20 protein-coding genes are annotated in these 19,901 nt (G+C 59.1%); 15 read left to right on the top strand and 5 right to left on the bottom strand.

The window, feature by feature from the left end; translation table 11 throughout:
• The first annotated feature begins 127 nt into the window (after window positions 1–127).
• Together budC and JQ617_RS15165 are read left to right on the top strand one after the other, a co-directional pair.
• Window positions 128–910 carry a meso-2,3-butanediol dehydrogenase gene (gene budC, locus JQ617_RS15170; protein ID WP_212027021.1) on the top strand — a complete coding sequence of 261 codons (783 nt, stop codon included), beginning with the start codon at window positions 128–130 and terminating at the stop codon, window positions 908–910.
• 493 nt (window positions 911–1,403) lie between these two features.
• Window positions 1,404–2,171: an SDR family NAD(P)-dependent oxidoreductase gene (locus JQ617_RS15165; RefSeq protein ID WP_212027020.1), complete on the top strand. Its 768-nt coding sequence runs from the start codon at window positions 1,404–1,406 to the stop codon at window positions 2,169–2,171.
• A 281-nt stretch (window positions 2,172–2,452) separates the two neighbouring features.
• Here the strand turns inward: JQ617_RS15165 and hmgA are convergent, their stop codons facing one another.
• A complete protein-coding gene (hmgA, locus tag JQ617_RS15160; protein WP_212027019.1) occupies window positions 2,453–3,817 on the bottom strand; it encodes a homogentisate 1,2-dioxygenase in 1,365 nt (454 codons plus the stop codon).
• Between the two features lie 197 nt (window positions 3,818–4,014).
• On the opposite strand from hmgA, the gene JQ617_RS15155 reads away from it, so the two are divergent.
• Entirely contained in the window at window positions 4,015–4,491 is a 477-nt protein-coding gene (locus JQ617_RS15155; RefSeq protein WP_212027018.1) for a MarR family winged helix-turn-helix transcriptional regulator, read from the top strand.
• Here JQ617_RS15155 and JQ617_RS15150 read toward each other — a convergent pair.
• Together JQ617_RS15150 and JQ617_RS15145 are read right to left on the bottom strand one after the other, a co-directional pair.
• Window positions 4,476–5,264, bottom strand: a complete 789-nt coding sequence (locus JQ617_RS15150) for an SDR family oxidoreductase (protein ID WP_212027017.1) — start codon at window positions 5,262–5,264, stop codon at window positions 4,476–4,478. The two genes, JQ617_RS15155 and JQ617_RS15150, sit on opposite strands and share 16 nt — an antisense overlap.
• Before the next feature lie 114 nt (window positions 5,265–5,378).
• Complete coding sequence (locus tag JQ617_RS15145) at window positions 5,379–5,933, bottom strand: MarR family winged helix-turn-helix transcriptional regulator (RefSeq protein WP_212027016.1); 555 nt, start codon at window positions 5,931–5,933, stop codon at window positions 5,379–5,381.
• Window positions 5,934–6,246: 313 nt separating this feature from the next.
• Here JQ617_RS15145 and JQ617_RS15140 point away from each other — a divergent pair, with 313 nt between their 5' ends.
• From JQ617_RS15140 to JQ617_RS15085, 12 genes are all read left to right on the top strand, one after another.
• Window positions 6,247–7,866, top strand: coding sequence for an FAD-dependent oxidoreductase (locus JQ617_RS15140; protein ID WP_212027015.1), 1,620 nt, complete (start codon window positions 6,247–6,249; stop codon window positions 7,864–7,866).
• A 1-nt stretch (window position 7,867) separates the two neighbouring features.
• Window positions 7,868–8,062 (top strand): DUF2783 domain-containing protein, encoded by a 195-nt coding sequence (locus JQ617_RS15135; RefSeq protein ID WP_212027014.1) that lies wholly within the window; start codon window positions 7,868–7,870, stop codon window positions 8,060–8,062.
• 30 nt (window positions 8,063–8,092) lie between these two features.
• Complete coding sequence (gene fahA / locus JQ617_RS15130) at window positions 8,093–9,415, top strand: fumarylacetoacetase (RefSeq protein WP_212027013.1); 1,323 nt, start codon at window positions 8,093–8,095, stop codon at window positions 9,413–9,415.
• Between the two features lie 30 nt (window positions 9,416–9,445).
• Window positions 9,446–10,600, top strand: a complete 1,155-nt coding sequence (locus JQ617_RS15125) for an ABC transporter substrate-binding protein (protein ID WP_349630626.1) — start codon at window positions 9,446–9,448, stop codon at window positions 10,598–10,600.
• A gap of 67 nt (window positions 10,601–10,667) precedes the next feature.
• Entirely contained in the window at window positions 10,668–11,399 is a 732-nt protein-coding gene (locus tag JQ617_RS15120; protein WP_212027012.1) for a CoA transferase subunit A, read from the top strand.
• Window positions 11,399–12,052: a 3-oxoacid CoA-transferase subunit B gene (locus JQ617_RS15115; RefSeq protein WP_212027011.1), complete on the top strand. Its 654-nt coding sequence runs from the start codon at window positions 11,399–11,401 to the stop codon at window positions 12,050–12,052. Before JQ617_RS15120 ends, JQ617_RS15115 begins: the two co-directional genes overlap by 1 nt.
• Window positions 12,053–12,075: 23 nt before the next feature.
• On the top strand, window positions 12,076–12,948 hold the full coding sequence (locus JQ617_RS15110; protein WP_212027010.1) for a branched-chain amino acid ABC transporter permease: 873 nt from the start codon (window positions 12,076–12,078) through the stop codon (window positions 12,946–12,948).
• The gene (locus tag JQ617_RS15105) at window positions 12,945–13,913 is read left to right on the top strand and encodes a branched-chain amino acid ABC transporter permease (protein WP_249157119.1); all 969 of its coding nucleotides are present in this window, start codon (window positions 12,945–12,947) and stop codon (window positions 13,911–13,913) included. The genes JQ617_RS15110 and JQ617_RS15105 overlap by 4 nt, the downstream gene beginning before the upstream one ends.
• Before the next feature lies 1 nt (window position 13,914).
• Window positions 13,915–14,679: an ABC transporter ATP-binding protein gene (locus JQ617_RS15100; RefSeq protein ID WP_212027009.1), complete on the top strand. Its 765-nt coding sequence runs from the start codon at window positions 13,915–13,917 to the stop codon at window positions 14,677–14,679.
• Window positions 14,680–14,793: 114 nt separating this feature from the next.
• Window positions 14,794–15,612 carry an ABC transporter ATP-binding protein gene (locus JQ617_RS15095; protein ID WP_212027008.1) on the top strand — a complete coding sequence of 273 codons (819 nt, stop codon included), beginning with the start codon at window positions 14,794–14,796 and terminating at the stop codon, window positions 15,610–15,612.
• Window positions 15,613–15,747: 135 nt separating this feature from the next.
• On the top strand, window positions 15,748–17,109 hold the full coding sequence (locus JQ617_RS15090) for an MmgE/PrpD family protein (RefSeq protein ID WP_212027007.1): 1,362 nt from the start codon (window positions 15,748–15,750) through the stop codon (window positions 17,107–17,109).
• Window positions 17,110–17,139: 30 nt separating this feature from the next.
• Complete coding sequence (locus JQ617_RS15085) at window positions 17,140–18,303, top strand: acetyl-CoA acetyltransferase (protein ID WP_212027006.1); 1,164 nt, start codon at window positions 17,140–17,142, stop codon at window positions 18,301–18,303.
• Window positions 18,304–18,337: 34 nt separating this feature from the next.
• Here JQ617_RS15085 and JQ617_RS15080 read toward each other — a convergent pair whose 3' ends face one another.
• Together JQ617_RS15080 and JQ617_RS15075 are read right to left on the bottom strand one after the other, a co-directional pair.
• Window positions 18,338–19,576, bottom strand: coding sequence for an NAD(P)/FAD-dependent oxidoreductase (locus tag JQ617_RS15080; protein WP_212027005.1), 1,239 nt, complete (start codon window positions 19,574–19,576; stop codon window positions 18,338–18,340).
• The gene (locus tag JQ617_RS15075; RefSeq protein WP_212027004.1) at window positions 19,573–19,896 is read right to left on the bottom strand and encodes a 2Fe-2S iron-sulfur cluster-binding protein; all 324 of its coding nucleotides are present in this window, start codon (window positions 19,894–19,896) and stop codon (window positions 19,573–19,575) included. The genes JQ617_RS15080 and JQ617_RS15075 overlap by 4 nt, the downstream gene beginning before the upstream one ends.
• Window positions 19,897–19,901: the final 5 nt, after the last annotated feature.

The following is a 19,901-nucleotide window of genomic DNA, read 5'->3' as shown; positions in this document are numbered from 1 at the left end:
GCTGATTTGCAATCGCACTGAAGCTTCAAGGGGCGCCTGAGCCCGAAACGGAGCAAAGCAGGACCAATCGGACCCCTCAGCTGTCGATACTCGTTGCATCGGGCAATCAGGCCCGTCGGAGAAATTCATGAATAGATTCGAAGGCAAAATCGTCATCGTTACAGGCGCTGGTTCTGGCATTGGGGCCGGCACTGCACGCCGCTTTCTCAGGGAGGGAGCGACCGTCGTCGTTAACGGACGGCGCGAACATAAGTTGCGGGAAACAATCGCGGGCTTTGATCCGGGAAAGTCACTTGTTCATCCCGGAGATGTCGCGGATGAGGGATACGTAAAGCGCCTCGTGGAAGACACGATTGCAAGGTTCGGCAAGCTGGACGTGTTGGTCAACAACGCTGGGTTTGCGATCTTTGGACCTTTCGCGCAGACCACCACGCAGGACTGGCGAAGGATACTCGCGACCAACCTTGACGCCGTCTATTTCGGCTGCAGGGAAGCCCTTCCTCATCTCCTGAAAACCAAGGGGTCTATCGTCAACCTTTCGTCGGCATCCGGCCTCGGCGGAGACTGGGGCATGAGCTCGTACAACGCGGCAAAGGGTGCTGTCACCAACTTCACGCGCTCGTTGGCGCTCGAATACGGCTCTCGCGGCGTGCGGGTCAACGCCGTGGCACCGAGTCTTACCACCACCGAGGCGACCGCTGATATCGTGAAAATGGGGGCGGCAATGGCGGCTTTTCGTGATCGCTCTCCGATCGGAAGAAGCGCGACACCGGACGAAATCGCCAGCGTAGTTGCATTTCTCGCAAGCGATGACGCAATCTTCGTCAATGGAGTCAACCTGCCTGTCGATGGAGGTCTCCATTCCTCCAACGGACAACCGAATTTCCTCTCCCTCTTCGGACAGAGCTGACGTCCAAGCCGTCCTGTAATCCCTTTCGATGTTGGTGTGGCCGCTAGGAACGGCGTGAGCAAATTCGGCGAGGCCCGGCTCCAAGCGCGTCGGGCCCGTTTCTTCTGAAGTCGCTTGTTGCCTCGCTTACGCTGGTCGTCCCGTTTTGAAGGGGAAGGACTTACCAGGTTAGAAGACCTGCTCATTCCGGATGGCGCTCCGCCGAGCCATCCCCGCTGAATCTCGGGACGCAAGTGAAGGCAGGTCGTTTGAGGACAAGCACAGTTCTTCGCAACCATTGCCGTTGGCGAAACGAAAGATGCGCCGGCGCCCAAGTGGCGACGGCTCGACATGACCGCAGACAATAGGCGCCGGCGAACATGACGGACGTCTGCGAAACTGGATCGTTTGCGCACCACCGTTATGCGGACCTCCGCACTGAACTGCTGACGTCGGCAAGCCTACTTAGTGGTTTTCCCGGATGAGCCGGGAATTCAAAACTGAAGGAAGCATAATGTCGAGGTTGAAGGGCAAGATCGCCGTCATCAGCGGTGGCAGCAGTGGCATCGGACTTGCCATCGCACAGCGGTTTGTGGCGGAAGGCGCCCACGTCTTCATCTTCGGTCGGCGTCAGGAAGCGCTCAACGACGCGGTGAAGCTGATCGGCTCCAACGTTACCGCCATCCAGGCGGACGCGTCCAAGCTTGATGACCTCGATCGCGTTGCCGACGTTGTCAGGAAGGAGAAAGGCAAGGTGGATGTGATCCTGACCAGCGCTGGTCGAACCGAGCAGCTACCTTTGCGCGAATTAACGCCAGCGCACTACGACTATATTTTCGCACTGAACGCCAGAGGCCCCGTATTTCTCGTACAAAAGCTGCTGCCGATGATGGGTAAGGGCGGATCGATCATCCTGGTCTCTTCGGCTATGCATTATATGGGCTTGGCCAACCACACGGCCTACGCGGCCACCAAGGCGGCGCTGCGTTCGTTCACTCGGACCTGGGCAGCCGAGTTCAAGGATAGCGGCATCCGCGCGAACACGTTGAGTCCAGGCGTCGTCGACACGCCGATGCTCGCCGATCAAGGGTCTGATCCTGACAATCCGACCACGCCCGAACAGGCCGCTGCGATCCGTCAGGGCTATATAGACTACACGCCGATCGGGCGGCTCGGCCATCCGCGCGAGCTCGCCAACGCCGCCCTCTTCCTCGCCTCGGACGAAAGCTCGTTCATGACGGGATCCGACATGGTCGTCGATGGCGGCGTCAGTAACGTTTGATTTTGATTCAGTAACGTTTGATTTTGATAACGTGTTGGGTCGGGACGAGCGAATGTCTTGAACCCGCGCCGCCCGTCTCCGACCGACGGGCGGCCTCGCATGCGTCGTGCCACGTACGCCACTGCGCGCCAACCCATGAGCGACTCAGACGCCGCAGCCGCTTGAGATTACGGCAGGCGGCGTCGCTCCAGGCCGGGAGGGATAACGCTAAATCATCGTCTTCGCGACGTAGCGCAACTCCTGCCGCAACTCGCGTATTGGATGCGCGAGCTCGCGTCAGTCTAGTCGGTCTGTTTTCGCGTGGCGTCGAACCGCCTGGGGAGGTCCCGCCAACAGTCGATGTAGTTTTCGTCTACCTCCTTGGAACTGGCCGCGAAGCGCGTCAGGCGCTGAGGGAAACGCGTTTCGAACATGAACGCCAGACTACCGGACAGCTTGGTCGGAGTCAGTTCGGCGTTGCTGCCGTGCTCGAATGCCTTGCTGTCTGGTCCATGTGGCAGCATCTGATTGTGGAGGGAAATGGCGCCTGGCGGAAAACCATCGGGCTTTGCATCGTAGACCCCGTAGATCAATCCCATGAACTCCGACATCAGATTGCGATGGTACCAAGGCGGACGAAAGGTATTTTCTGCGACCATCCAACGTTCAGGAAAAATCACAAAGTCGACGTTCGCTGTGCCGGGCGTCTCCGACGGCGCCGTCAGAACCGTGAAAATTGATGGGTCCGGATGATCAAACAGGATCGCTCCGACCGGAGAGAAGTGGCGCAGATCGTACTTGTAGGGTGCGTAGTTGCCGTGCCAGGCCACGACATCGAGGGGAGATTGCTCGATTTCGGTGGTATAGAGTTCTCCTCCCCATTTGACGATGAGCGTGCAGGGCTGCTCCTTGTCTTCGTAGGCGGCGACCGGCGTCCGGAAATCGCGCGGATTGGCAAGGCAGTTCGCTCCGATCGGGCCACGATCAGGCAGCGTGAAGGTGGAACCATAGTTTTCGCAGACAAAGGCGCGCGCCGGTCCATCGAGCAGTTCGACCGCAAAGATCATTCCGCGAAGGATGACGCAGATCTCGCCAGGCTCGATATCGATGATTCCGAATTCGGTACGAAAACGGAGCTTTCCCTCCTGAGCGACGATCAGCAGTTCGCCGTCAGCATTGAAGAAGTATTCGTCCTTCATCGAAGAAGTGATGAAGGCGACGTGGGCGGCCATGCCGACTTGCGTATCGGAATCGCCTGCGGTGGTCATCGTGCGAAGGCCGCTTACGAATGTCAGCTTTTCCGTCGGAATGGGCATGGGCTTCCAGCGCAATTGACCGATCGGAAGTTCACTTTCGTCCCGCGCGTGGGGGGCCGTCCGAATGAACTGCTTGTCGATTTTAGTGAAGCGACCAGTATGCCTCACCGACGGCCTGATGCGGTACAGCCACGAACGCTGATTTGTGGCCTGCGGGGCGGTGAACGGCGAGCCCGAAAGCTGCTCGGCGTAAAGCCCATAGTTGACCTTCTGAGGAGAGTTTTGTCCGACAGGAAGCACGTCCGGAAGCGCCTCGCTTTCGAACGTATTCCGAAAACCTGACATGTACCGCACCGCCGGCGCCGCCTCAGAAGTGGTGCTGAATTCGTTGGACGAAGTTTGAATGTTCATGAAGTTCCTCCTATATAGTTGCAAACGTAACCGTCAATTTTGCAACTATCAACTCGGCAGCTCTGCGTAGCGTTAGGGGCTTTCGGTTCGAACATCGCCGCATGCGCGGGTCAGCGTCCGATCAATTCATGCGATGCCGCGAGGGATTGCGTTCTTTGCTGATCTGAAAGCTGTGCCGACCTGTGGAAGCAAAGCGAATGAAGAAGCTCGTCCTAGAGGACTTCATACCTTATCGGCTGAATCGGCTTGGAGCTGTCGTGTCGCAGCGCCTCAAAAAGGTGTACTCGAAGAAATTTGGATTGACGATTCCGCAGTGGCGGGTCCTGGCGACCTTGGGACAGTTCGAGCGTTTGACGGCGACCGAAATCGGTAGACATTCCGGGATGCACAAGACCAAAGTCAGCCGCGCTGTCCGAGATCTTGAGGTGCGCCGCTGGTTGACCCGGATTGAAATCGAGGAGGATCGCCGGTTTGAGACGCTGATGCTTACGGCTGCGGGTCGGAAGGCGTACGACGCCATCGTTCCCGAGATGGCTGGCTTCGAAGAGAGGATGCTCGACAAGATCGGTGCAGGACAAACCCGCACCGTCTTGGACGCGTTGAATTGCCTCGAGCGCGCGCTAGGCGCGAAAGAGAGCCGCAAAGGTGCGATAGTCCGTCAGAAAAGGGAGTGATGCACTCCGCCATCGATGATGAGACTCTGGCCGATCGTGTAATTGGCAAACTCGCTGCAAAACATCGCGCAAAACGCGCCAACGTCGTCAGCTTCGCCGAACCTGCCGGCCGGAATGCGCAGCCTATCGATGATCTGCTGTACCTCCGTCTCGTACGAGTCCGTGGCTCCGGGTTTATCGGACTGAAAGCGCTCCCGGATGCCGCCCGTGTGGTGCATCCCGGGCAAGATGTTGTTGATGATGACGTTGTCCTTGGCCAGCGGCTTCGCCATCGCGACTGTGTAGTTCGCCAGCCCGGATCGGGGAGGGCCCGACAAGAGCCTGAAATCGACGGGCGCTCGAGCTGCGAGCGTCATGACATTGACGATCCGCCCCCATTTCCGCGAACGCATGCCGTCGATAACGCCCTTCATCAGCTCGATCGGCCCGATCATGCCGGTGGCCAACGCCTGCTGCCAGTCATCCACGCTGATCTCACGGAAGTCCGGGGTGAATTTTGGCGGCGAGCAGGTGATGACGAGGATGTCGGGCTCCGGGCAAGCGGCAAGCAGGCGTGCGCGGCCGTCCGCCGTACCGTGGTCGGCGACCACCCATTTGACAGGTGTCTTTGTCTTCTCTTGAATTTCGGCGGCAGCCTCAATCAAGCGTTCCTCGCCACGTGCTGAGATAACAAGCTCGACCCCCTCACGAGCGAGCGCAAGGGCGCTGCTTTTGCCCAGGCCGGCACTTCCTCCGGCGACGATCGCCTTGCGGCCGCGAATACCCAAATCCATCTCGTCTCCTCCTTCAATCTTCCATTTCTGTTAAGTGGCGTCCCGACGATCCAAACCGCCACCGCTTCAGTAATTGGCCAAATGGCCCGTCGGTATCAGGTCAAACTTGAGCCGCTACTTACCGGTGCGCCGCGAGATGCTTCGTTTCCCCGCCTTTTCAGGCGGGTCTTCGACTGCGGCGCTGGTTGCCAGCGTGCGGGATCGCATGAGGAGCTTGTCGATAGTCGCCTCGAAGCTCGCTCTCTCGGCCGGGGAGAGTGGTTCTGTAAGATACTTCTCGCGGTCGATCGCCAGCGGCATGATCTTTCGATAGAGGGCGCGCCCCGATCGGGTCGACCGAAGAACCTTGAGCCTGCCGTCATCGGACGACTGCTCCCGTACTATGTATCCCTTCTCTTCGAGCAAGGAGGATGCGCGGCTGACCGCCATGGGATCGAGAGTCGAATATCTGGAGACGTCCAACGACGATATGGATCCGTTGTCGGCAAGCGCTGCAAGGACGCGCCACTCCTGCCTCGTGAGACCAAAGCGCTCCTCATAGAGCTCGGAGAGGGATCTCGATATCTGGTCTGCCAACACCACAAGCTTGTACGGCAGGAAGTCTTTCAATCTGACCAACTCGGAGTCGTCAAAGTCGGCCTGTTTACGAGCCGAATCGGGTCCGCTCATTTCGGAAGTACTCTTTGCTTGAAGGAGATCTGAGAAGCTTAGGGACCTGGGTGCAGGCCCGCAAGGGCCGATGGTCGGCTCCGAGTTGTTGACACAGATCGTAACAGGCGTTATGAAAGTCATAACAAACGTTATAAACGAGAGGAGACGTCGTGTCTCGAAAAATTTCGCCCCTTGGCGTGCGATCGCGGGAAGAGCGGCCGGACTGCGTGCGGCGGGGCCTAAGGGTGGTCAGCCCACCAGGGTTTGGTTCTGGGCTTGATCGCGGCTTCGTGGCGCAGCCTTCTTGCAGGTGTGCGCAGTAGAGATCGCGATGCTAAAGACCTATCGATTTCCCAAATTTGAGTACCGGCCGTCGCCCGAGCAAAAGAACGGGGGAGGGCGGCGGAATGTCGTCGTTGTCGTCGGGGCGGGACCGATCGGTCTCACTGCCGCGCTAGAATTTGCTTCGCGCGGAATCCCTACGGTTGTGCTCGACGACAACGACACCGTATCGGTCGGCTCGCGGGCGTTGGCCTACGCCAAGCGGACACTCGAGGTTTGGGATCGCCTGGGCTGCGCCGATCGAATAGTCGACAAGGGCGTCAGGTGGAATGTTGGTAAGGTCTTCTTTCGCAGCGAGCTGAGATATCAGTTCGATCTGCTTCCGGAGGCCGATCACAAGATGCCCGCGATGATCAATCTCCAGCAGTATTACCTCGAGGAGGCGCTGGTCGACGAGATTTGCCGGAGATCTTTGGTTGATCTCCGCTGGAAACACAAGGTCATCGGTCTCAAGCAGGAGGGCGACCATGTCGTTCTCTCCGTGGAGACGCCGGACGGGGTGTTCTCGATGACCACCGACTGGGTCGTGGCATGCGATGGCGCAAATAGCGACGTTCGCGAGATGGTGGGGGCGGCCTTCTCGGGTCAGGCCTTCCAGGACCGCTTCCTCATTGCCGACGTCGTGATGAAGGCCGGGTTTCCACCGGAGCGTTGGTTCTGGTTTGATCCACCTTTCCATCGCAATCAGTCCGCGCTTCTGCACAGACAGGCCGCCGACGTATGGCGCATCGACTTTCAATTGGGATCCGAGGCGGATCCCGACGAGGAACGAAAGCCGGAAAGGGTCATTCCCCGGGTTCGAGCGATGCTCGGCGATGGGCACGAATTTGAGCTGGAGTGGGTGTCGATCTATCAGTTCGCTTGCCGTCGTATCGACAACTTCCGTTACGGGCGGGTGCTGTTCGCAGGTGACGCGGCGCATCAAGTTTCGCCGTTCGGCGGCAGAGGAGCCAACAGCGGCGTGCAGGACATCGACAATCTCGGCTGGAAGCTCAAGTTGATCATCGACGGAGATGCGCCGTTCGACCTGATCGAGTCCTACAATGACGAGCGTGGTGTTGCCGCCCACGACAACCTGCTCAATTCCACACGCTCGACGGATTTTATCACGCCCAAGAGTGTGACCAGTCGACGTTATCGCGATGCGGTCCTGGAGCTTGCGGCGCAGAATGAATTCGCTCGTCCTCTCGTCAACTCGGGGCGCCTGTCCCGGCCAACACCGTACCTGAAGTCATCCCTGAACACGCCGGACGAAGACGCGTTCAGCGGTGGGATTGCGCCTGGCACCAATTGCACCGACGCCCCGGTTAGTCAGGGCGGCGCGGATACCTGGTTGCTGAACGCGCTCGGTCAAGGCTTTGTGGTGCTGACCTTTGGATCGCCGCCACACGCGCGGACGATCGAGTACGGCCGCATAAGGGCGCGCGTCGTCGTGGTCGGGCGCGATATCGAGGATTCGAAGCACGTGCTTGCTGCCCGGTACGACGGTCGGGCCGGAACCACTTACCTGATCCGACCGGACCAGTATGTCGCGGCGCGTTGGCGTCAGTTCGATGCCGGCAGGATCACAAAGGCGCTGGCGCGAGCCGTCGGGAATTGTGAGTCCTAAGATGCAGCTGCGTACAACACCGAACATTGCCGATCCGGACGGCTTCTACCAGGAGCTCATCGAGTCGCAACGGGAGATGACCGAGGCGGAGGCAGAACTGATGAACTGCAAGCTGGTGCTCATTCTCGCAAACCATATCGGTGACAGGAGTGTGCTCAGCGAAGCGATAGAGCGAGCGCGCGGCCCGATCGGATAAAACGGCTTCGAACGTCACGGATAGAAGATCATGCAATCGACGAATGACCTCGACCAGACGCACAATCCCGCACTGCGGAGCTGGGTGGAATCCGCCAATGACGCGGAATGTAGCTTTCCCATTCAGAATCTGCCTATCGCCGTGCTGCGTAGAGCGGGATCGGGTGAGCAGTTTCGAGCGGGAACTGCTATCGGCGACTCCGTCCTTGATCTGTCTGCTCCATGCCTTTTACCGCAATTGAGCGAAGCGGGACGAGCGGCGATCCGCCTCACATTCGCCTCCAGCCTGAACGACTTCATGGCGGCGGGCCGCCCGGCGCAACGCGCACTGCGCCAAGACCTATCTCGGATTTTGCGGCACGATTTCGCCGAGAAAGATCGCATTTCCGAGGCATTGATCGCCGCCGATGAAGTTGAATTCAACATGCCGGCGCGCATAGGGGATTTCTCCGATTTCTACTGTTCAATCCATCACGCGACCAACGTCGGCAAGCTATTTAGGCCCGAGAATCCGATCTTGCCGAATTATCGTTGGCTTCCCGTCGGCTATCAGGGAAGGACGTCTTCCATTCTTCTTTCGGGGCAATCGGTTGCTCGTCCGTGCGGCCAGATTCTTTCAGCGGAATCTACCAACCCGATTTATGCTCCTTGTCGCCGGCTGGACTACGAAGCCGAGCTCGGGGTGTTCGTTGGATCGGGAAATGCCCTTGGCCGACCGGTCCCCATCGATCAGGTCGATGATCATCTGTTCGGTGTCTGCCTTTTGAACGACTGGTCTGCCCGCGATGTCCAGTCGTGGGAGTATCAGCCGCTCGGTCCGTTCTTGGCCAAGAGCTTCGCGACCTCTATCTCGCCTTGGATCGTCAGCTTCGACGCGCTCGAACCGTACCGTCGACCTTATCGCAGGCCAGCTGAAGATCCGGCTCCTCTGCCGCATTTGACGTCTGCCAGCGATGAGAGCCGTGGCGCCATCGACATCAAGGTTTCGGTTCACCTTCTCAGCGCTGCGATGGCGGCCCGCGGCTTAGCGCCAGCCCGTCTGTCGTTATCGAGCTATGCGGATGCCTATTGGACACTTTCGCAGGTCGTTGCCCACCAGACTTCGAATGGCTGCAATTTGCAGCCGGGCGATCTGATCGGAACTGGAACGATCTCGGGCCCGTCGCGGGATTCGCGGGGCTGCCTCCTGGAGCTCAGCGAGGGTGGTCAGTCGCCCGTGTCGCTGCCTTCAGGAGAGACGCGTGTATTCCTCGAGGACGGCGATACGGTGATCCTCAGCGCATGCTGCGAGGCTGATGGGCGTGCGCGAATTGGTTTCGGTGAATGCCGGGTCACCATTCGCAAGCCAGAATGATTCAAAATTGATCCTGGGGATGCAATCTTGGTGGAGCGCAAGAAGATGAAGGTCGGAAGCAGGATCGGATGGGCAGCAGTGGGAGTAGTGGTTTCCACCGTTGTAGCGATCGCTGACCCGATCAAGGTCGGTGCGGTCGTATCTACGACAGGGGCCGCCTCGTTTCTCGGAGAGCCCGAGCTGAAGACCTTTCGGATGGAAGTCGAAAGACTGAACGCCGCGGGAGGGCTGCTGGGACGCCAAATCGAATTGGTGGCTTACGACGACGGAAGCGAGGCAGGAAAAGCGAACGGCTTCGCAAAGCGGCTGATCGAGGATGACAAGGTCGACGTTCTGATTGCGGGAACAACGACCGGCGCCTCGATGGCAATCGTACCTTTGGCGGAGAAAGCGCAGATTCCCTTCATTTCGCTCGCTGGCGGAATTTCAATCATTGAGCCGGTCAAAAAGTGGGTATTCAAAACGCCCCACACGGACAAGATGGCCGTCGCCAAAGTATTGGACGACATGCGCAAGCACAACATTTCGAAGATCGCGCTTCTGTCCGACACGAGTGGCTTCGGTCAATCCGGGCGAAAGGAGTCGCAAGCTCTGGCCCCTCAAGTGGGCATAGAGATCGTCATGGATGAGACCTATGGTCCTAAGGACACGGACGTTACGGCCCAGCTAACGAAGATAAGAGCCTCCAACGCGCAGGCCGTATTTGTTTTTGGGTTTGGCGAGGGGGCGGCGATCGCAACTAAGAACATTGCGCAGCTCAGCATGGCGCTTCCGCACTATGAATCGCACGGGATTGCGTCCAAGGAATACATTGAGCATTCAGGCCGAGCTTCTGAGGGCGTACGTCTGCCAGCCGCGGCTCTTCTGGTCGCGGACAGGTTGCCGGACAGCGATCCGCAGAGGCCGGTCGTGCTGGATTACACGACGCGATACACGGTCCGCTACAAGGAGGATGTCTCTACGTTCGGCGGCCACGTTTACGACGCTCTTCAGATCTGGGCAAAAGCGGTCCAGCGCGCACAGTCGGTGGATCATGACAAGGTTCGAGACGAGATAGAGCGCACCAAAGGCTACGTGGGCACCGGGGGCGTCGTGAACATGTCGGCAAGAGATCATCTCGGCTTGGATTCGACTGCATTTCGAATGCTCACCATCAGGTCGGGTAAGTGGGCGCTCGCGGACTGACCGCAAGGCGTACCCGCGGCATACGCCAATCATGACGGTTTTATCAGGACATTCGGGTCGGTAATCGATGACAAAAGTATTCAAGAACGCGCGGGAGGCCGTGGACGGCCTGGTAAGAGACGGCACCACGCTGATGGCAGGTGGCTTCGGGCTCTGCGGTATTCCTGGTGCGCTGATTGCGGCGGTGAAGGACACTGGAGCGAGGGATCTCACGGTCATCTCCAACAATGCAGGGGTAGATGGTATCGGCCTCGGCGTTCTGCTCGAAACGAGGCAGATCAGAAAGATGATTTCCTCCTACGTGGGGGAGAACAAGCTTTTCGCTCAGCAGTACCTCTCAGGAGAGCTGGAGCTCGAGTTCAATCCGCAGGGCACTCTGGCGGAGAGAATTCGCGCGGGAGGAGCCGGAATTCCGGCGTTCTATACCAAGACCGGAGTTGGCACGGTCATCTCCGAAGGCAAGGAAGTCCGCGAGTTCCGCGGCGAGACCTATCTGATGGAGCTGGGCCTTCGTGCCGACGTCTCGCTCATCCACGCCTGGAAGGCGGATACCGAGGGAAACCTCATCTACCGCAAGGCCGCGCGCAACTTCAATCCGATCATGGCGACGGCCGGCGAGGTGACCCTCGTGCAGGTCGAGCATCTCGTCGAGGCGGGCGAACTCGATCCGGATGAGATTCACACGCCGGGAATCTACGTTGATCGCATCGTTCACGTTCCGAACGTCGAAAAGCTCATCGAGAAGCGGACGGTTCGTCAACGACCGAACGCAGCAGCCATTGAACGAACGGAGGTCTGATGCCCTGGACCCGCGACCAAGTTGCCGCCCGTGCTGCCAAAGAGCTGCGCGAAGGCATGTACGTCAATCTCGGTATTGGCATTCCAACGCTTGTACCCAACTTCATTCCTGAAGGGATGAAAATGCAGTTGCAGAGCGAGAACGGCATGCTCGGAATGGGACCGTTCCCCTACGAGGGTGACGAAGATGCCAACGTGATCAACGCCGGCAAGCAGACGATAACCGAACTGAAGACGACCAGCTACTTCTCCTCGGCCGACTCCTTCGCGATGATCCGCGGTGGACACATCGATGTGTCGATTCTCGGAGCTCTGCAAGTGGCGCAAAACGGTGATCTCGCGAACTGGGCCATTCCCGGCAAAATCGTCAAGGGGATGGGTGGAGCGATGGATCTCGTTGCGGGAGTGAGAAGGGTCATCGTGGTGATGGAGCATGTAAGCAAGGACGGGCCGAAGCTACTGCGCAGTTGTGGCCTCCCTCTCACCGGCTCCCGGGTCGTCGACATGGTCATCACCGACCTTGGGGTATTCGAAATCGACAAGCTCGGCTCCAGCGGGATGAACCTCATCGGCCTCGCCGACGGCGTGACGCTCGATGAGGTCACGAGCAAGACCGAGGCGAGCTTCGACATTCGACTTGGTGCAAATAGCTGAACGCCAAACGACGAAGGACGGGAATGTCTCAGTTCTTGCAGTTTGTCTCTTCCGGGCTGACGGTGGGCGCCATCTATGCGCTCGCTGCTCTCGGCTTTTCGATCATCTACAATGCCTCGGGCGTAATCAATTTCGCGCAAGGCGAGTTCATGATGCTGGGTGGAATGGTAGGCGCGTTCCTGGCCACGGCGGGGGTTCCGCTCCCTCTCGCGGTGCTCTTGAGTGTCCCGGCCGTCGCACTGATCGGGCTTCTCGTGGAGAAGCTCGTCGTCGAGCCCGCGGGCGGGGCAGATGTCGTCAGTCTGATCATCATCACGATCGGAGTTTCGATGATACTGCGAGGGGGAGTCCAGGTAACGCTCGGCAAGGCGAACCACACCCTGCCATCGTTTTCCGGAGACAGACCCATTGCGATCTTCGGAGCGACGATCTTGCCGCAGAGCCTCTGGATTCTAGGCGTCTCTGCGCTCCTCGTGGTGGCACTTGGCTTCTTTTTCGGTCGCACGCGTACCGGAAAAGGCATGCTGGCCGCGGCCTACAATCGACTCGCGGCCGAGGTCGTCGGCGTCGACACCCGGACGGTCTTGATGCTGAGTTTCGTCCTTTCAGCGGCGATCGGCGCCGTCGGCGGCATTCTCGTCGCGCCAATCGCAACGACCTCCTATGATTCCGGGGGGATGCTCGGACTGAAAGGATTCGTGGCGGCGACGCTCGGTGGCCTCGGCAGCGGTGGGGCCGCTGTCCTGGGCGGGTTGTTGCTCGGTCTGCTCGAGTCGATGACCGCAGGCTACGTTTCATCGGCCTACAAGGATGCGGTATCCTTCGCTCTCGCGCTCCTGATCCTTGCGCTCAGGCCCCAGGGCTTGCTCGGCGTCAAACAGACGGATCGGGTATGAGCACGAACAAATCCCCGCAGATCGTCATGGAGCCGCGGAGCAGGGTCCCGGGACTCCTTGCTCTGACGGCCATTCTCGTGCTCCTCCCGGCGTTTCTCCCTAACGCATTTTATGTGGATGTCGCGATCCGGATTGCGATCAATGCCATTCTTGCTGTCACGCTGAACCTATTGATCGGTTACACGGGTCAGATCAGTCTTGGACATGCAGGGTTCGTTGGCATCGGCGCTTATGGTTCGGCCATTCTGACGTCCCGCTGGGATATACACCCCGCTCTGGCGCTCGTGATTGCCGCGCTTGGAACGGGCGTCCTTGCCTGGACTGTTGCCGGCTTGATCCTGCGTTTCAGAGGCCACTATTTGGCCATGGCGACGCTCGGACTGGGTATCATCATCTCGATCGTGATCACGAACGAGACTGCCTGGACCGGTGGACCGGATGGCGTCTCTCTCGGCGATTTCATGATGTTCGGCTGGCGACCATCCGGCGAGCGGCAATGGTACTGGATAATTGCGGCTTTGCTCGTCGCGACGATCGCGGTTGCGCAGAACCTCGTGAACTCACCGGCGGGCCGAGCTCTCCAAGCATTGCATGGGTCGGAAGTTGCTGCGCGAGCCATGGGCATCGACACCGCCAGCTTCAAGACACGCGTCTTCGTTCTCTCCGCATCGTATGCGGCCATGGTGGGGAGCCTCCTGGCTCACTACATGGGGTTCATCACACCCGGAATAGCTGCGTTCCCCCATTCGGTCGAGCTCGTCACCATGGTTGTCGTTGGGGGGATGGCATCGGTTTGGGGCGCCGTTTTCGGGGCCGTGCTGCTGAGCCTGCTCCCCCAGTTTCTCGCAAGCTTTGAAGGATGGGAGACCATCGCGTTCGGCGTGATCCTGGTCATGACGATGATCTTTCTGCCCCGCGGAATCGTGCCGAGCCTGGCAGATATCTTTCGACGTCAGGGAGCCTGAGTTGCTGAAAATCTCGCACCTCTCGAAGAGCTTCGGCGGCGTCCGTGCAATTGAGGACGTCTCGTTCGAGATTCCAACGGGAGGCATTTACGCGGTCATTGGACCAAACGGAGCGGGCAAAACGACGCTGTTCAATCTGATCACGGGTCTTTACGTCCCTTCCACGGGATCGATCGCTTTGGCAGGCGAAGAGATTGCGGGCGTTTTACCAAATCGTCTTGCAGGTCGCGGCATGAGCCGCACGTTCCAAAATCTCCAGGTCTGCATGAATCTGAGTGCAATCGAGAATGTCATGGTGGGCGCCCACCTCAAGCTCAACTCGAGTTTGCTGGCCGGAATGATCCGATCGCCTGGCCTGCGGAGAATGGATCGGTCTTGCCGGACCAAAGCTGCCGAATTGCTGGCCTTCGTCGGTTGCGAGAAATTTGTCGCAGCGGATGCAAGTGCGATGCCCTACGGCGCTCTAAAACGCCTCGAAATTGCACGCGCGCTGGCCATGGAGCCGAAGCTGCTGTTGCTCGACGAGCCGGCCGCCGGACTGAACCCTACTGAAACCCACGAGATCGAGGAGCTTATCGCCAAGCTCGCAAAGTCCGGCATCACCGTCGTACTCGTTGAACACGATATGAGGCTTGTCATGAGCATCTCCGAGCGCATTTTGGTGCTTGATCACGGAAGGCGTCTTGCGGAGGGGACTCCTGATGAAATCCGCGTCAACCGGGATGTAATCGCTGCATATCTTGGCGGTGAAGTCGGCGAGACTTGACATGCGATCACTTGACATTATCCGCAATGATGATCGCGCGATGCAGCAGCTCGCCGTGATGCCGCGTTCGAAACTCACCTGGACTCTTTGTCTCGCTTGGAGGCGTCCGACCCGATGATCCAACTGCGACAACGTATCGCCCAGCTCCTAACAACCGAGCGCCCCGGCGACGATTCCGGGGATACCACCTCAACGGGTACGATCTCGCAGGTCCCCCGTGCTGGCCGCGATCTTCTCCAAATACGGGATGTTCGCAGTCGCTACGGTCGGATCCAGGTGCTGCATGGTCTCTCCATCAACGTCGGGGAGGGAGAACTTGTCGCGTTGGTGGGCGCCAACGGCGCCGGCAAGACCACACTTTTACGATGCATTTCGGGTGTCCAGCCGGCGAGCGCGGGCACCATCATGTTCGAAAACCAGGCCATCACTTCCGCGCGGCCAGCCGCACGCGTCCGGCTGGGGATCTGCCACTCGCCCGAAGGCCGACAGGTGTTTGGACCTATGTCGATCGAGGATAACCTGATCATGGGTGCCTACACGCGGCCGACCAAAGACATCGCTCCTGGGCTGAACGAGATCTATGATCTTTTCCCGATTCTACGCGAAAAGCGCGCGTTGCCAGCGGGTACTTTGTCGGGCGGCCAGCAGCAGATGCTGGCCCTTGGCCGCGCTCTTATGGGCAGGCCGAAATTGCTTTTGCTGGATGAGCCGTCAATGGGGTTGGCGCCCCTCATCGTCGAGGAAATATTTCGGATCATTCGAGGCCTGAAGCAGAGAGGCATGACCGTGCTTCTCGTCGAACAGAATGCGCGTGCTGCACTTTCCATTGCCGATTACGCCTACGTATTGGAGACAGGAAAGGTGATGTTGGAGGGGCGCGGCAGTGAGTTGCTCGCGAACGACGACGTTCGTCGCGCGTATCTGGGTATGTGAGTTCGAGCGTTGGCGCCAGCACAATGGACCGGTCGACTGACGGGAACACGAAGCGGAAGAGGCGGTCGTCGGCGTGCACACGCCGTTCGAGGTCTACTGCCTCTGCTTCTCGAGAGGGAACGAAGGAGAAAGCGCATGAGCGGCGAACAGGCAGTGACTGATTTCGTGTGCAGAACGGAACTCGAGGCATTTCCAGAAACTTCCCGTGCCGTCGTGAAGCACATTGTACTTGCCGTGATCGGTTCAGCAATGGCTGGAGCTTCCGAGGAGGGCTGTCGCGAGGTCCAGAAGTATGTGCTGGAGTCGGGAGGCAAGAGCGAATCCTCAGTCTTCTTTACTGGCGCCAAAGCTCCGGCCCGTTCGGCTGCGCTTGCCAACGGTGTGGTTTGCCGCGCTTTGGACTATTGCGATGCGATGGCACCGGGGTTGCACATGGGTTCCTCAATTGTGCCGGTGGCGCTCGCGATGGCCGAAAGCATCGGTGGCTGTAGTGGACGCGACCTGCTCGCCGCTATCGCTGTCGGCGCCGAGGTCGGAGCTCGTTTCAACCTGTCCGAAGCCGAGTATCATGGTTTCGACCCCACCGGTGTGGCTGGCGTTTTTGCCGCAACGGCTGTGGCGTGCCGAATGAGGAGGCTGCCGCCTCATCAGACGCTTCACGCGCTCGCGCTGGCATTCAATCGGGCCGGGGGAAGCTTCCAAAGCAATGTCGATGGCTCACTCGCGGTGCGGGTCATACAAGGATGGGTAGCCGAATCGGGAGTGCTTTGCGCAGAACTCGCTGCCATTGGTATCACGGGGCCATCAAATTTCCTCGAAGGGGTCTACGGGTATCGCCGGCTCTTCGCCGGCGACGCAAAGGACGATCGTTTCACACGAGAGTTGGGACGGGACTTCCGCCTCGATCGGACTGTCTTCAAGCAGTTTCCAAGTTGCGGCTTGACCCAGGGCATCACCCAATTGACGGTCGAGGCCGTGCAGAAGCACGGTGTCGGAGCGGACCAGATGAAGTCGATTGTGGTCCGCGTGCCGCCTTATGCCCACAAGCTTGTTGGACATCCATTCGTGATCGGAGAGAATCCGCGCGTCAATGCGCAATTCAGCATACAGTTTTGCGTCGCGAATGCTTTGCTTCACGGCTCATCGGAACTCAATCACTTCACGCCCGAGGCGGTTGGCCGGGAAGCCATTATGAAGCTTGCGTCGGTCGTCGAAGCGAAAGCCGATCCGACCTTGGACGCGCGAGGACACACGGCAGTCGATCTCGACATCACGACTGGGTCCGGAGAGCTCTTGAGTCTGAAGCTCGATCATCCAGACGGTTTTCCGGACAGTCCGCTCAGCGCGACGGCACACATGCGCCGGTTCGAGGACTGCGTGCGCTATTCGAAGGTCAAGAATGCGCAAGTGAGGGGCCAAGCGATCGCCAAGATGATCGAGAATCTCGAGGACGTTGCGGATGCCCGACAACTCGTCAATCTGCTCACCACCAACTGATCGCACCGACCCAATCGAAAGGACAACAAGATGGACGCTTACCTGATCGGCTGGTCGCACACAGCCTTCGGCAAGCTTGCCGACGATACGCTCGAATCTCTCATCGTACGGGCCGTCCAGGAGGCTGTATCGGCCGCGCGAGTGGACTATGAAGCCATTGACGAGATTGTTGTCGGCAACTTCAACTCGGGATTTGTTCCGCAAGGATTTCCGGCCTCGCTGGCATTGCAGGCCAATCCTGCCTTGCAGTACAAGCCAGCGACGAGAGTGGAAAACGCTTGTGCGACGGGATCGGCTGCTATCCTGCAAGGCATTCGCTGCATCCAGTCGGGAGCGGCGCGCCTCGTTCTGGTCGTCGGCGCCGAAAAAATGACATCGGCGCCCCCAGCCGAGATCAACCGCGGTCTAATCAGCGCAAGCTACGTGGCCGAGGAGGCGGAGGCCGGGTCATTTGCAGGTCTCTTTGGCCAAATCGCGAACAACTATTTTCAAAGGTTCGGCAACCAGTCCGACGCGCTTGCGCGCATCGCGGCCAAGAATCATCGTAACGGTGCCGCAAATTCCCTTGCCCACATGCAGAAGGACCTTGGTTACGAATTTTGCCGCACGGTGAACGACAAGAATCCGCTTGTCGCGGGTCCCCTGCGCAGAACAGACTGTTCGACAGTATCCGACGGTGCTGCTGCGTTGATCATTGCCGGCTCGGAAATTGCCCGGCAAGCGGACAAAGCGGTTCGGATCCGGTCGATGGTTCAAGTGAACGATTTTCTTCCGATGACCCGGCGGGACATGACTCGGCTCGAGGGATGCTCACGAGCTTGGCGACTGGCCTTGGATGGAGCTGGTGTTCAACTCACGGATCTCTCGTTCGTGGAAACTCACGACTGCTTCACGATCGCGGAGCTGATGGAATACGAGGCTATGGGCCTGGCAGGTCCAGGTGAAGGAGCGCGTGTTGTGTTCGACGGGCTGACCGAACCCGGCGGCCGATTGCCGGTCAATCTGTCCGGAGGACTGAAAGCAAAGGGACACCCCATCGGAGCTACCGGGGTCTCCATGCACGTGATGGCCGCGATGCAGCTCACCGGTGAGTACACCGGCATCAAGGCACGAGATCCCCGGCTGGCGGGAGTATTCAACATGGGGGGAAGCGGGGTCGCAAACTACGTGTCAATCCTCGAGAGCGCCGGCTGACTTCCAGAAGGCAGGCTGACCTTCAGGGAGACCTTCAAGCGGCGGCCGCGGAGCGCTTCGCGGCCTGTTTGAGATCGAAAGCTGGGTCCGCGACCTCGTCAGGAGATATTGTGCCGTTGGCATCGAGGATGCGTCGTGCGGCCATGTAGTCGCCAGGTCGGTTCACCGATTCAACGCATAACAGCTTTCCGCCGCCGAATCCGAATACCGAAAAAGCTTGCGTGGCCGGATCGCCGCGCGCGACGAACGTGTCGCACCCCTGTACGAGCCCGGCGATCTGAAGCTTCAGGCGGCCTTGGTCGCTCCAAAACAAGGGCAGATTGCGGAACGAGCCTGGCTTTCCAGTCAACCTGCGGGCAACGCATTTTGCTTGGTCGATGGCGTTTTGAACTGATTCCAGTCGGATCGAGGTCTTGGCAAAAGGATTTGGGTGCCGGGCGCAGTCTCCAATTGCCGAAACTGCGGGATCGGATGTCGCCAGGTGTTTGTCGACAACGACGCCGTCGTCGCAGATGAGCCCAGCCGCTTGGGCCAGCCGGTCCTCTGCCATAATCCCGACACCCAGAAGCACGAGGTCAGCGGTGATCTTGCGCCCGTCGTCCAGGATCGCTCCGCTCACGTGCTTCCCGGATCCCGTCAGTTCGCGAATACGCGTCCCGAAGTGGAAGCGACATCCTGTCTCTTCATGAGCACGACGGAAGAAATCCGACATCTCCGGCGAGAGCGATCGCGCCATGGGTCGATTGGCCAACTCGACTATTTCCACCTCGATGGATTTCGTCCGGGCCGCCGCGGCGAACTCCAGGCCAATGAAACCCGCTCCGACGACCAAAACAGTGTGGCAAGATTGGAGATGTGCTCGAATCCTGGAGGCATCTTCAAGCGAGCGTAGTTCGTATACGCCATCGAGGTTGCTTCCAGGTAGCTCAAGTCTTCTCGGCCGCGATCCCGTCGCAATAGCCAGATGCGAATATTTGAGTACCTCGCCTGAAGACAGGCACACGCCCGAGACGGTGCGGTCGATCGAGACCGCCGTCTGATTCACAAGATTGATGCGTTTTGACTCGAAGAAGGATTGGCCTCTCAGGGATATTGTTTCGGGCGAAAGTTCCCCGTGAATGTATCCCTTTGACAATGGCGGCCTTTGGTACGGCGGCACTTCCTCGCCGTTGATCAGGGAGATGGGACCCTCATATCCCTCGTCGCGCAAGGATGCGGCGAGCTGGACGCCGGCGTGACCGCCGCCCAGGATCACAATAGGTGCCTGGCTCACGTCTGCCGCTCAGGTACGTTAATCACGATCTGGTCTAGATCGGAGCTCATTTTGATCTGACAGGAAAGGCGGCTGTTGGGCTTTCTTTCTGTCGCGGTGCATTCGAGCATCTCGTCCTCCACCGCGTCCACCGGAGGTAATCGGTGAACGAAATCCCCGCCGACGTACACGTGGCAAGTTGCACACATGGCCGAACCACCGCATTCGGCAACGATGCCGTCGACGCCATTTGCTTTCGCGGCATGCATGACGCTCATACCCACAGGGGCCTCCACATCGACAACTGTGCCATCGCAGGCATGATAGATGATTTTCGGCATGATCC

The organism is Bradyrhizobium sp. KB893862 SZCCT0404, from assembly GCF_018130885.1.
Classification (GTDB): domain Bacteria; phylum Pseudomonadota; class Alphaproteobacteria; order Rhizobiales; family Xanthobacteraceae; genus Bradyrhizobium; species Bradyrhizobium stylosanthis.
Note: the sequence above shows the minus strand (reverse complement) of the source record. Positions and strands in the feature narration are given on the sequence as shown.